Annotated in this window: 12 protein-coding genes; 4 read left to right on the top strand and 8 right to left on the bottom strand. The window is 70.5% G+C overall.

All coding sequences use genetic code 11. From position 1 onward, the window contains the following. Nucleotides 1–1,859: sulfatase-like hydrolase/transferase (locus tag ACFVWD_RS55415; RefSeq protein ID WP_389606554.1), on the top strand; the 1,859-nt coding region annotated here is incomplete at its 5' end. A gap of 1 nt (nucleotide 1,860) precedes the next feature. Here ACFVWD_RS55415 and ACFVWD_RS55410 read toward each other — a convergent pair. From ACFVWD_RS55410 to ACFVWD_RS55395, 4 genes are all read right to left on the bottom strand, one after another. Then, entirely contained in the window at nucleotides 1,861–2,265 is a 405-nt protein-coding gene (locus tag ACFVWD_RS55410; protein WP_389606552.1) for an ATP-binding protein, read from the bottom strand. 114 nt (nucleotides 2,266–2,379) lie between these two features. Beyond that, nucleotides 2,380–3,936, bottom strand: coding sequence for an ABC transporter substrate-binding protein (locus ACFVWD_RS55405; protein WP_389606551.1), 1,557 nt, complete (start codon nucleotides 3,934–3,936; stop codon nucleotides 2,380–2,382). 214 nt (nucleotides 3,937–4,150) lie between these two features. Beyond that, nucleotides 4,151–5,449, bottom strand: coding sequence for a metallophosphoesterase (locus tag ACFVWD_RS55400; protein WP_389606549.1), 1,299 nt, complete (start codon nucleotides 5,447–5,449; stop codon nucleotides 4,151–4,153). Nucleotides 5,450–5,509: 60 nt separating this feature from the next. Further along, a complete protein-coding gene (locus ACFVWD_RS55395) occupies nucleotides 5,510–5,752 on the bottom strand; it encodes an SCO4848 family membrane protein (RefSeq protein ID WP_054233715.1) in 243 nt (80 codons plus the stop codon). A gap of 112 nt (nucleotides 5,753–5,864) precedes the next feature. On the opposite strand from ACFVWD_RS55395, the gene ACFVWD_RS55390 reads away from it, so the two are divergent. Then, the gene (locus ACFVWD_RS55390) at nucleotides 5,865–7,175 is read left to right on the top strand and encodes a D-alanyl-D-alanine carboxypeptidase family protein (protein WP_389606547.1); all 1,311 of its coding nucleotides are present in this window, start codon (nucleotides 5,865–5,867) and stop codon (nucleotides 7,173–7,175) included. Here the strand turns inward: ACFVWD_RS55390 and ACFVWD_RS55385 are convergent. Genes ACFVWD_RS55385 through ACFVWD_RS55370 form a run of 4 tightly spaced genes read right to left on the bottom strand, consistent with a single transcriptional unit; the run spans nucleotide 7,129 to nucleotide 9,995 of the window. Next, on the bottom strand, nucleotides 7,129–8,097 hold the full coding sequence (locus tag ACFVWD_RS55385; protein ID WP_389606545.1) for a YihY/virulence factor BrkB family protein: 969 nt from the start codon (nucleotides 8,095–8,097) through the stop codon (nucleotides 7,129–7,131). The two genes, ACFVWD_RS55390 and ACFVWD_RS55385, sit on opposite strands and share 47 nt — an antisense overlap. Next, nucleotides 8,085–8,531, bottom strand: coding sequence for a GtrA family protein (locus tag ACFVWD_RS55380; protein WP_389606543.1), 447 nt, complete (start codon nucleotides 8,529–8,531; stop codon nucleotides 8,085–8,087). Before ACFVWD_RS55380 ends, ACFVWD_RS55385 begins: the two co-directional genes overlap by 13 nt. Continuing rightward, on the bottom strand, nucleotides 8,528–9,472 hold the full coding sequence (locus ACFVWD_RS55375; RefSeq protein WP_389606542.1) for a decaprenyl-phosphate phosphoribosyltransferase: 945 nt from the start codon (nucleotides 9,470–9,472) through the stop codon (nucleotides 8,528–8,530). Before ACFVWD_RS55375 ends, ACFVWD_RS55380 begins: the two co-directional genes overlap by 4 nt. Next, nucleotides 9,465–9,995, bottom strand: a complete 531-nt coding sequence (locus ACFVWD_RS55370) for a phosphatase PAP2 family protein (protein WP_389606541.1) — start codon at nucleotides 9,993–9,995, stop codon at nucleotides 9,465–9,467. Before ACFVWD_RS55370 ends, ACFVWD_RS55375 begins: the two co-directional genes overlap by 8 nt. Nucleotides 9,996–10,137: 142 nt before the next feature. Between ACFVWD_RS55370 and ACFVWD_RS55365 the strand changes: the two genes are divergently transcribed. Both ACFVWD_RS55365 and ACFVWD_RS55360 read left to right on the top strand, forming a co-directional pair. Beyond that, on the top strand, nucleotides 10,138–11,529 hold the full coding sequence (locus ACFVWD_RS55365; RefSeq protein ID WP_389606540.1) for an FAD-binding protein: 1,392 nt from the start codon (nucleotides 10,138–10,140) through the stop codon (nucleotides 11,527–11,529). A gap of 69 nt (nucleotides 11,530–11,598) precedes the next feature. Further along, nucleotides 11,599–12,354, top strand: coding sequence for a decaprenylphospho-beta-D-erythro-pentofuranosid-2-ulose 2-reductase (locus ACFVWD_RS55360; protein ID WP_389606539.1), 756 nt, complete (start codon nucleotides 11,599–11,601; stop codon nucleotides 12,352–12,354). The last annotated feature ends 85 nt before the right edge of the window (nucleotides 12,355–12,439 follow it).

Genomic DNA, 12,439 nt, shown 5'->3' with positions numbered 1-12,439 from the left:
CCCCGAAGGCCGAGACCCCCGGGGCGGAAGCCCCGAAGGCCGAGACCCCCGGGGCGGAAGCCCCGAAGGCCGAGACCCCCGGGGCGGAAGCCCCGGAGGCCAGTGCTCCGGAGGCCGAAGTCCCGGGGCCGGACGCCGCCGCACCCGCACCCGCCGCGTCCGATACCCCCGCCACCCCCCACCAACGCTGGTGGCGACGGCGTGGTTGGGGTGGGTGGCGGGAGAAGTACCCGGTCGCGGCCCGCGTTCTCGCGTGGACCACCACCGCCGTGGCCCTCGCCGTCGTGGTCGCCGCGCTGCTCATGCCGACCCAGGCGGACAAGTTCCGGCTGGCCGCTTTCGTGCGTCTCCCGGTGGAGGCGATCTTCGGCGCCGCCCTGCTGATCGTCCTGCCCCGTAAGCCGCGGATCGCCGTGGCGGTGTTCGCCGGGCTCGGCCTGGGCGCCCTGACCGTCGTGAACTTCCTCGACATCGGTTTCAACGAATACCTCGGGCGAGGCTTCAACGTCGTCCTCGACTGGTCGCTCTTCAGCGATGCGCAGGGATACCTCCAGGACACGTTCGGCAAGGGTGGCGCGCTCGGCATCGCGGCCCTGGCCGTGACGCTCGTGATCGTCGTACTCGCCCTCACGACGATGTCGGTGATCCGACTGGGCAACCTGGCGGCCCGGAACACCGAGAAGGCGACCCGCACGACGCTGGTGCTGGCCATCGCCTGGGTTACCTGCGCGGCGCTGGGCGTGCAGTACGCCGCGGGGATACCCATCGCTTCGGAGCACACCATGCAGGCCCTCCAGTTCAAGGCGGACCAGGTGCAACGGACCCTGCGGGACGAAGCCGAGTTCGCCAAGATCGCGAAGAAGGACAACTTCGCCAACACGCCGCCCGACCAGCTGCTCACCGGGCTGCGCGGCAAGGACATGATGATCACCTTCATCGAGAGCTACGGCCGCAGCGCGATCGAGGACCCGGTCATGGCGCCGGGCGTCGACGCGACGCTCACCGCCGAGAACAAGAAGCTGACCGACGCCGGGTTCGCGGCGAAGAGCGGCTGGTTGACCTCGGCGACGTACGGCGGAAGCAGCTGGCTGGGTCACTCCACCTTCATGTCGGGCCTGTGGATCAGCAACCAGCAGCGCTACCGCACCGTCACCGCGGGCGAGCGCCTGACCCTCCCGGGCGCGTTCAAGAAGACGGGCGCCTGGGACACGGTCGGCGTGATGCCGGGCATCCAGAAGGCGTGGCCGGAGCAGAAGTTCTACGGCATCGACAAGCTCTACGACTCCCACAAACTCGGCTACAAGGGACCGAAGTTCAGCTGGTCGACCATGCCCGACCAGTACGCGCTGACCGCGTTCGAGCGCCTGGTGCACAGCAAGAAGCACGACAAGCCGCTGATGTCGACGATCATCCTGACCTCCAGCCACCAGCCCTGGGCGCCGATCCCCGAGCTGGTCCCGCAGGACCAGGTCGGTGACGGCTCGATCTACAACGCGATCGAGAAGGCCGGCAAGAGGCCCGCGGACATCATCACCGACTCCACCAAGTCGAAGCAGGAGTACGGCAAGTCCATCCAGTACTCGGTGTCGAGCCTCATCAACTACCTGGTGAAGTACGGCAACAAGAACACCGTGCTGATCTTCCTCGGTGACCACCAGCCCATCGCCCGGGTCAGCGGCAATCACGCCAGCCGTGATGTGCCGGTCTCGATCGTCGCCAAGGACCCGAAGGTCCTGGACAAGATCGCCGACTGGAACTGGGCGGACGGCCTGCAGCCGAAGCAGGACACCCCGGTCTGGAAGATGAACGCCTTCCGCGACCGCTTCCTGACGGCGTACGGCTCGACGCCGGCGCCGTGATTCAGGGCGCCGGGGCCGTCACGAGGGCCCACACGGTCTTGCCGTAGCGGCCCCGGCTCCACACTCCCCACGCCACGGCGGCGCCCTCCACGAGGTGGAGGCCCCGGCCGGTCTCCTCCCCCACGGAGACCGGCCGCAGCCGTGGTGCGGCGAGACCCCCGTCGGAGACCTCGACGAAGCAGGAGCCGTCGGCGAGGGCGGTCACCGCGACCTCGAACTCCCCTTCATCGAGGGGTCCGTGGCGTACGGCGTTGGTCGCGAGCTCGGAGACGATCAGAAGGACGTCCGCGAGCGCCGGGCCGTCGGGGCTGTGGCCCCAGTCCCGCAGATGGTCGCGCACCCGGCGCCGGGCGAGTCCGACGGACGCCGGATGCCGGGGCAGCCGGAACGCGTTGCGTCTCAACACCTCAGCTCCTCACCCCGCACACATCCCCGGCACATAGTGCGCACATGGTGCTGCGTTGGGCGAGAGCGCTGTGTCACCGGGGTGGGGGGCCACCCCGCGAGATCACGTCACGTGTCATATCCAGCTCAGCCGCCAGAGGCGGAAGACACCGGTTCCGTCCGACAGATACTGGCCGCCTCCGACGTCCTCACTGCTGAGTACATACTCCTTGCGCTGCCACAGGGGAATCAGAGGAACATCGCGGGCCACGATTTCCTGCAGCGCCTGGAAGTCGTCCGCCGTGCGGCTGCGGTCCTCGTAGTGCTGACTGTCCTGAATCAGCCGGTCCACGTCCTTGTCGCTGTACCCGTTCTTCATGCTGTTGCCGGTGCCGACGAGCGGGGTGCTGAAGGTGTCCGGGTCGGGGAAGTCGGCGACCCAGCCGATCGCCCAGGCGTCCAACTGGCCCTCGGCGTACCGCTTCTGGAAGTCGGTCCACTCGTAGCCCTTGATGTCCACCTTGAACAGGCCGCTCGCCTCCAGCTGCCGCTTGAGCTCGGTGGCCTCCTCACCCGCGGCGCCCCGCCCCTCGGCGTACCCGTAGGTGAAGCGCACCGGCAGCGACACCCCGGCCTCGGTCAGCAGGGCCTTCGCCTTCTTCGCGTCGGGCTTGGGATAGGCGTCGAAGAACGACGTCGAGTGCCCCGTGATGCCCGCCGGGATCAGCCCGTACAGCGGATCGGTCGTCCCCTTGTAGGTCTGGCTGACCAGTTGTTCGCGGTTGATCAGCGCGGCGACGGCCTGCCGTACGAGGCGGTTGTGCAGGGGCGAGTTCGCGCGGACGTTGAGGACGAGGTTGCGGGTCTCGGCGCTGTCGGACTCGGTGACGTGCTGGTTCGGGTCGCTCGGCGAGAGGGTGGCGAGCGTCGCGGGCGGCAGCTGGCGCGTCGCGACGTCGACCTGCTTCGCCTTCCAGGCGGTCTCCAGCGCCTTGGGGGTGGCGTAGTAGCGCAGCACGGTGGGCGTGCCGCTCCCCTCGACGGCGCCCTTGTAGTGCTTGTTGGGCGCGAGGACGGCACGCTTGTCCTTCGTATACGTCCTCAGTACGTACAGCCCGGTGCCGTCGGCTCCCGCGTCCTTGCGCAGGGCGCGCTTCGGGTAGCGGGTGTGGTCGACGATCGACCCGGCTCCGGTGGCCACCTTGAAGGGAAAGGTGGCGTCCGGCGAGGACAGATGGAAGGTGACCTTGAGGCCCTTGGCGTCCACCGAGCCGAGGGTGGAGAGCAGGGACGCGGGCCCCACCTCGGAGTTGATGGCCTTGACCCGGTCGAAGGAGAACTTCACGTCCTCGGCGGTCACCTTGCTCCCGCTCGGGAAGGTCAGGTCGTCGCGCAGGGTGCATACATAGGTCCGCAGTCCCGTGCCCACGAATCCGCAGCTCTTCGCCGCGTCCGGCACGGGGGCCGCGCCACCGGGCTCGAACGTCAGCAGCGACTGGAACACATTGCTGAACAGGGCCCAGGAGCCGGCGTCGTACGCGCCCGCCGGGTCGAGTGACGTGACGGCGTCCGTCGTCCCGACCGTGATGGTCCTGTTGTCGTTCTCCTTCGACGGCAGTAACTGCCAGCCGCCCACACCCACGGCCGCCAGTACCACCAGCACCGCGAGAATGCGTATGCGAACCGATCGCATCGGCGCCCCTCCCCAGGCCACGCCCCGTGTCACTCCCCAGTGACGCGGATCACCCAACCACAGGTGTTTCGTCTGAGGGAAGAGGTGTCCGAAGAATCAAACGGGGTATTGGGAAAGGCCGTTTCGCCCCTGTTTCACAGCCAGTTCTCAGGTTCGCTTTCTCAGGTGCTTTTCCCAGGCGTTTTTCTCGGGCGCTTTTCTCGGGCTCGCGTCATCAGGCTTGCAGGGACGCCAGTTCCACGACGGTGATGTCCGACGGCGCGCCCACCCTGGTCGGCGGCCCCCACGCGCCCGCGCCCCGGGAGACGTACAGCTGTGTGTCGCCGTACCGCTCCAGGCCCGCGACCGTGGGATTGGCCAGTTCCGCGATGTAGTTGCCCGGCCAGAGCTGTCCGCCGTGGGTGTGCCCGGAGAGCTGGAGGTCGACACCGTGCTTGACGGCGTCGTGGATCTGGACCGGCTGGTGGGCGAGCAGCACCACGGCCCGCGCGGTGTCCCGGTCCCCCAGCGCCCTCTCGAAGTCGGGCCCGTGTCCCTCGCTCTCCCCCGCGACGTCATTGACGCCCGCGAGATCGAATCCGGCCATTTCCGTCCGGGCGTTCTCGAGCGGGTGCAGACCCAGTTCCCGTACTTCCCGGACCCATTGCGCGGCGCCTGAGTAGTACTCGTGGTTGCCCGTGACGAAGTACGAGCCGTGCCGTGCCCGCAGCCGCGCGAGGGGCGCCGCGGCGGGTCCGAGGTCCTTCACACTCCCGTCGACGAGGTCCCCGACCACCGCGATCAGGTCGGGCTGCGTCGAGTTGATCGTGTCGACGACCCGCTGACAGAAGTCCCGCCCGAGGGTGGGCCCGAGGTGGATGTCACTGACGACGGCGATCCGGTACCCATGAGCGGACCGGGGCAGTCTGGCCAGCGGCACGGTGACCCGCTTCACCCGGGGCCCGCGCAGAACCCCGTACGTCCCGTATCCCACGGTCCCCACGGCAACGGCCGCGGCGGCCCCGCCGACGGCACGCGCGACGAAGAGCCGGCGCGAGGGGGTGGTGACGGGTCGTGGCGGTTCGGCAGGCGGGGGCTCCTGGGGGGCCGCTCCCGTCGGCACCGACTCCCTGCGCGGCACCGACTCCGTGCGCGGTACCGACTCCGTCTGCGGCACGGGTGCCGGGTTGGGTACGGCCGCGGAGGGGGCCGCGCGTCGCTCCACGACCCGGCGCAGCAGCGGTCGTACGACCTCCCCCGCCACCACCCCCAGCAGCAGATAGATCGACAGCGCCATCCACAGGAACCCGGGCCAGGCCAGCACCCGCTGGAGCCAGAAGGGCGCACCGGCGCGCTCCGCGGCGACCGCGGCGATCATCAGCACCGGTCCGGCGACGAAGACCACCGTGCCCGCGCGCCGGGCGAGCCCCGGACCGGACGTCGTGTCGCGCACCAGGCGGCGCCACACGTACCAGTACAGTCCCGCGACCGCGGCGAGGGCGAGCAGCCCCACCAGTACGAAGACGATGACCAAGGCGCCGTATCCCCCGTTGCGTGCCGTTATGTTCGGTTGTCCCCCGTTTGTCCCCTGTTGTTATGACGTCTGGCGCAATGCGCGCAGTCCGCGGAACCCGATGCCTCCGACGACCGTCCCCAAGACAAAGGAGACGACGGCGAGCGTCAGGTGCACCCAGAAGTACGCCGTCGGATCCCCCGCGTCGTTGAACGCGAGCCCGCTGCCGTCCTTCCACAAATTCTTGACGAAAGTGACCCAGATGATCCAGCTCCACACTCCGAAGGCGAGCAGGAACCAGGAGACGGGGCGGCTGAGCTTCATGGGTCCAGTATCGCCGTCGCCGGCCGGGACCCGGCGCCGGGGTGGCCGGGACCTGGGGACTCCAGGTTCCGGTGATGGGACTTCCCGGCCCGCGCCCTGTACTTTCTCGACCGTGCCCGTCACCAAAAAGACCATCCGGCGATCGATGCTGGTCACTTCCGCCACCCTGTTGTCTCTTTCGCTGACGACGACCGCCCCCGTCTTCGCGGCCGACAAGCCGTCGTCGTCGCCGTCACCGACGGCGAGCCCGAGCGCGACTCCCCCGGCGAACATGTCGACGGTGGGCGGAGCCCGGCTGGGACAGGCCGGGACCCAGGTGGATCTCGGCGCGAGCGCCCCGGTGCTGCCCAAGGATGTGACCGCGCGCTCCTGGATCGTCACCGACGCCGAGTCGGGCGACGTGCTGGCCGCCCACAACGCGCACTGGCGGCTGCCCCCGGCGAGCACGCTGAAGATGCTCTTCGCCGACACCGTGCTGCCGAAGTTCCCCAAGACCGAGCAGCACAAGGTCGCCGTCACCGACCTCTCGGACATCGGCGCGGGCTCCAGCATGGTGGGGATAAAGGAGGAGGAGACGTACACCGTGCACGATCTGTGGCTCGGTGTCTTCCTGCGCTCCGGCAACGACGCCGTGCACGTGCTGTCGGCGATGAACGGCGGTGTCGAGCAGACGGTCAAGGACATGCAGGCGCACGCCGAGGACCTACAGGCCCTCGACACGCATGTGGTCAGCCCCGACGGCTACGACCAGCCGGGCCAGGTGTCGTCGGCGTACGACCTGACGCTGTTCGCCCGTTCCGGGCTGCAGAAGAAGGACTTCCGGGAGTACTGCTCGACGGTGCGGGCGAAGTTCCCGGGCGAGACGAAGAAGAACGACAAGGGGAAGACGACCCGCGAGTCCTTCGAGATCCAGAACACCAACCGGCTGCTGACCGGCGACACCGACGTCTCCACGTACCAGGGCATCGCGGGGGTGAAGAACGGCAACACCACCAACGCGGGCGCCACCTTCACCGGTGTCGCCGAGCGGAACGGCAAGGTGCTGCTGGTCACCGTGATGAACCCCGAGAAGGACGAGCACAACGAGGTCTACAAGGAGGCCGCGCGGCTGCTCGACTGGGGCTTCAGCGCGACGGGCAAGGTCACGCCGGTGGGTGAGCTGGCGCCGCCGAAGGGCGTCGACACCGGTGCGCAGGCGGGTGCGACCGCGTCCGCCGGATCCAACACTCCGGTGTCGACCGGGGGTCAGGGGACCAAGGCCTCGTCGAAACCGGTGGCCGCCTCCGCGGCGGCGAAGGACGGCTCCAGCGGGATCGGGATCGCCCTGGCCATCACGGGCGGCCTGCTCGCCCTGGTCGCCGGCGCCGTCTTCCTCGTCAACCGCCGCTGGCCCCTCCCCGACCTGATGCGCCGCCGCCGCTGACCTCCCCGAAGTCCCCGCGCTCCGCGGGCTCGTCGGGGGCGTCGGGCTCGTCGTCGCGTTGCTTCGGGCCGGTGTCGGCATGTCCCGTGGCCGTCCAGGAGGCGCAGAACAGGACCAGCTTCGCCGTGAAGTTGATCCACAGCAGCAGCGCGACGGGCACACCGAAGGCGCCGTACATGCTCTTCGACGCCACGCCCCGCATATAGCTGCTGAGCAGCAGCTTGAGCAGTTCGAAGCCGACGGCGCCCATCAGCGCGGCGACGACGAGCCGGTGGCGCGGCGGCTCGACGCCCGGCAGCAGGGTCAGGACGTACAGGAGCACCAGGAAGTCGGTGAGTACGGCGACGGCGAACGCTGCGGACTGCAGCAGCACGCTCCCCCAGTCGTGTTCGCCGATGCCGAGCTGCCGGGCCGTCAAGCCGACCAGCGAGGACGCGACGGTGGAGACGGCGATGGTGACGAGTACGGCACCGCCGAGTCCGACGAGGATCCCGGCGTCCAGGAGCTTGCGCAGGAGGGGGTTCTCCTCCCTGTCGGGCAGCTCCCAGACCGCGCGCAGACAGTCCCGCATGGAGCCGACCCAGCCGATGCCGGTGAACAGCAGGACGGCGCCCGCGATGAGCCCGATGGTGCCGGCGTTCTGGACCAGCCCGTTGATGTCGAGCTGGTCGGAGATGCCCGGCACCTGATCGGCGATCTTGTCCTGGAGCTCCTTCTGCCGCTGGCTGGTGAGGGTGGCGGCGGCGATCGCGGCGCCGACGGTCAGCAGCGGGAAGAGCGCCACGAAGCTGATGAAGGTCATCGCGGCGGCGAGCCGCGTCCACTTCACCCGGTCCAGACGCTCGTACGACCGCCACCCGTGCGTGGCCATCAGTCGGGCGACCAACGGCCCCACGCCCGGAAGCTTCTTCAGCCAGTCCATGATCCGACTCTGCCCTCACCTCGGAAGACCAATGTCCGGGTACCCCAAAAACGCAGGACCGTGGCGAGTGCCATACCGATCCCCGCGCCGGAGACCGTGTCGGCGCGCCGCGAGGTGAGCCCGAGGCCATAGTGGCTGACGGCGACGCACAGGAGCTGGACGAGGGCGCCCGCGAGGTTCACGGCGAGGAACACGAGGAAGTCGGGGCACCGCCGGGCCGCCCTCACGGGGTGGTGCCGGTAGGTGCCGAGCGCGTTGCCGGTGTAGGCGACCGAGCAGCCCGCCACGAACGACAGCGCCTTGGCGGTGAGCGGGTCGAGGCCCACCGGGCCGCGCAGCCAGAGGAAGAGTCCGAGGTCGGCGGCGTAGGCGAGGACGCCGACGGTGGCGAAGCCCAGGAGCTCCTGGGTCAGGGGCCGCTGGGCGAGGCTCACCAGTTCACGACCGCGAGCCCGTACATCGCGAGCCACACCAGTCCGATCAGGGCGAGCGCGCGGTCGCGCAGGACGACGTCCTCGGGCTCGCCCGCCGCGCCCCGGTCGGCGAAGACGGCGTAGCGCAGGACGGCCAGGATGAAGGCGACCATGGACAGTTGGCGCCAGGGCAGCAGACCGGCGCTGGGCACGCCGCTCTCCTCCAGGGCCCACAGGCAGTAGCCGAGGACGGCGACCCCGGCGGCCAGCTGCCAGACGAAGCGCAGATAGCCGGTGGTGTACTCGGTGAGCAGCGCGCGGGTGGCACCGGCGTTCCCGGCCAGCTGGAGGGCCTCGGAGTACCGTTTCGCCGCCACCATGAAGAGCGCCCCGAAGCCCGTGGTGATCAGGAACCAGCGGGACAGCGGGATGCCGAGGGCGAGCCCGCCGATCATCGCCCGCATCAGGAACCCGGTCGTCACGACGGCGAGGTCGACGACCAGGACGTGCTTGAGGCTGACGCAGTAGGCCAGTTGCATGCCCAGGTAGGCGGTCAGCAGCGCCGCGGTGACCGGGGAGGACAGCAGGGCGGCGGCGGTCGGGGCGAGGACGGCGAGGACGCCTCCCGCGGCGTACGCGAGAGGGACGGGGACCTGGCCCGCGGCGACCGGTCGGTGACGCTTGACCGGGTGGGCGCGGTCGGCTTCGGCGTCCCGGGCGTCGTTGATCAGGTAGACGGCGGCGGCGCAGGCCGTGAACAGGACGAAGACGAGCGCGAGTTGGATCACCGCGTGCCGGGAGAAGAGCTGGCCCGCCGCCGCCGGGGCCGCCACGACCAGCAGGTTCTTCACCCACTGGCGGGGACGGGTGGTCCTGAGGAGACCCCGGGCGAGGCCGGTGAGGGTCCGCACGGGAACCGGGGCGGTCGGCGTGGGGTCCAGGAGCACCGTGCGTTCAGCCATGGCCGGCCTCGATCCAGCGGGCTCCCAGGCGGGCCGTCAGTGCGCCCAGGGCGGCGCCCGCGACCACGTCCGAGGGGTAGTGGACGCCGGCCACCAGCCGGGAGAGGCACATCGCGGCGGCGAGCGGAAACAGCGGGCGGACGCCGAGCGCGCCGAAGGCGACCGCCGCGGCCGTCGCGGAGGCGGCGTGGGAGCTGGGGAACGAGTGACGTCCGGCCGTGTGCACCAGCGGGACGATGTGCGCCGGGCGTGGACGGCGCACGATCTGCTTCACGCCCATGCTGGCGAGGTGCGCGGTGGCGGTGAGCGCCGTGCCGCGCAGCCACGCGCCGCGCCGCCCGCGGTCGACCACCGTCCCCGTGAGCCCGGCCGCGAGCCACAGCACGCCGTGCTCCCCGCTCCAGGACAGGGCGCGTGTGACGGCCGCCACGCGTGGATCCGTGCCGCGCTCGTGGAGGGCCGACAGCAGCCGACGGTCCATGCCGTCCCACCTTCGGCGGTCCATGTCGTCAAGGTCGTCCATGTGATCTCACTCTTCTAGGGAGTGGCCGCAGAATTACGGAAATCTTGTACGACATCCCATTAATCACCCATTTCGGTGAGGAGCCGCGAAGACGGGAGAGGTGAGGGCTTTATGCACCTTTTTCGCCGATACGGTCACGGTCATGCCTGCCGACACCGCCTCCGACCCGGCCGGATCCGCCTCCGACCCGGCCGAACCCGTCTCCGTCACGGGCTGGGGCCGCACCGCCCCGACCACCGCCCGTCTGGTCCGCCCGCGCACCTACGAGGAAGCGGCGGCCGCCGTGCGCGCCTGCGGAGTCCGCGGAGGCATCGCCCGGGGCCTGGGCCGGGCCTACGGGGACGCGGCGCAGAACGCGGGCGGGGCCGTGCTCGACATGACCGGCCTCGACCGCGTCCACGCGATCGACGTCGCCGGCGGGACCGTGCTCTGCGACGCGGGCGTGAGCCTGCACCGGCTGATGGAAGTCCTGCTCCCGCTCGGCTGGTTCGTGCCGGTCACGCCCGGGACCCGCTATGTGACCGTCGGCGGCGCGATCGGCGCGGACATCCACGGCAAGAACCACCACGTGTCCGGCTCGTTCGCCCGCCACGTCCTCTCGTTCGAACTGCTGACCGCGGACGGCGCGATCCGCACGGTGGGCCGGGACACCCCCCTCTTCGACGCCACCGCGGGCGGCATGGGCCTGACCGGGGTGATCCTCACGGCGACCGTCCGGCTCCAGCCCGTCGCGACCTCGCTGATGTCCGTCGACACCGAACGCGCGGCGGACCTGGACGACCTGATGGCCCGTCTCACCGCCACGGACCACCGTTACCGGTACTCGGTCGCCTGGATCGACCTGCTCGCGCGCGGCCGCTCGACGGGACGCTCGGTGCTCACCCGCGGGGAGCACGCCCCTCTGGACGCGCTCCCCGCACGCGCGCGCCGGCGCCCGCTGGCGTTCCGCCCACCGCGGTTCCCGTCCGCGCCCGCCTTCGTACCGGAGGGACTGCTCGGCCGCGGAACGGTGGGCCTCTTCAATGAGCTCTGGTACCGGAAGGCGCCCCGCGCGCGTGCCGGTGAGCTACAGCGGATCTCGGCCTTCTTCCACCCGCTCGACGGGGTGCCGCACTGGAACCGGGTCTACGGGCGCGGTGGCTTCGTGCAGTACCAGTTCGTCGTCAGATACGGGTGCGAGGAGGCCCTGCGGCACATCGTGCGGCGCATCGCCGAACGCCGGTGCCCGTCCTTCCTCGCCGTCCTGAAGCGTTTCGGTGAGGGCGATCCGGGCTGGCTCTCCTTCCCTATGCCGGGCTGGACCCTCGCCCTGGACATCCCCGCGAACCTGCCGGGCCTCGGTGCCTTCCTCGACGAGCTGGACGAGCAGGTGGCCCAAGCGGGCGGACGCGTGTACCTGGCGAAGGACGCGCGGCTGCGGCCGGAACTGCTGGCCCGCATGTATCCGCGGCTGACCGAATTCCGGCAGCTGCGGGCCGAGTTGGACCCGCGCGGCGTGTTCACCTCCGACCTGTCCCGCCGCCTCAGCCTCTAGAACCGGTCAACCGTCCCGCCGCCTCGACCTCTAGAACCGTCCCGCCTCCTCACCCCTCTAGGAGTTGTCATGAAGGACGCCTTCGGAGCCCCGCAGTCCCTGCTGATCCTCGGCGGCACGTCCGAGATCGCGCTGGCCACGGCGCGCCGTCTGATCGCCCGGCGCACCCGCACGGTGTGGCTCGCCGGACGGCCCTCGCCGTCCCTGGAGCGGGACGCCGAGCACCTGCGCGGACTGGGCGCGGAGGTCCGTACCCTCGCCTTCGACGCGCTCGACCCCGAGTCCCACGAGACGGTCCTCGGCAAGGTCTTCGCCGAGGGCGACCTCGACATGGTGCTGCTCGCCTTCGGGGTCCTGGGCGACCAGGCCCGGGACGAGCGGGAGCCGGTGGCCGCCGCCCGGATCGCGCAGACCAACTACACGGGCGCGGTGTCGGCCCTGCTGGTGTGCGCGCGGGCCCTCCAGACGCAGGGGCACGGCTCCCTCGTGGTGCTCTCCTCGGTCGCGGGCGAGCGCGCCCGCCGCTCCAACTTCATCTACGGGTCGAGCAAGGCGGGCCTGGACGCCTTCACCCAGGGGCTGGGCGACGCGCTGCACGGCACCGGCGTCCACGTGATGGTCGTACGCCCGGGGTTCGTCCGTACGAAGATGACCGCGGGGCGCGCGGAAGGACCCATGGCCACCACACCGGAGGCGGTCGCGACGGCCATCGAGGTGGGGCTGCGACGGCGCTCGGAGACGGTGTGGGTGCCGGGGGCGCTGCGGCTGGTGATGGCGGCGCTGCGGCACGTGCCGCGAGCGCTGTTCCGCCGCCTGCCGATCTAGCTCGACGGCGACTAGCGGCTGGCGATGGTCCCGCGTTCCACGTCCGCGTGGCCCGCCTGCGGTGGCACCACGGATCCGCCGAAGG

The organism is Streptomyces sp. NPDC058086 (genome assembly GCF_042885015.1).
GTDB lineage: Bacteria > Actinomycetota > Actinomycetes > Streptomycetales > Streptomycetaceae > Streptomyces.
This window is presented reverse-complemented; position numbering and strand designations above follow the sequence as displayed.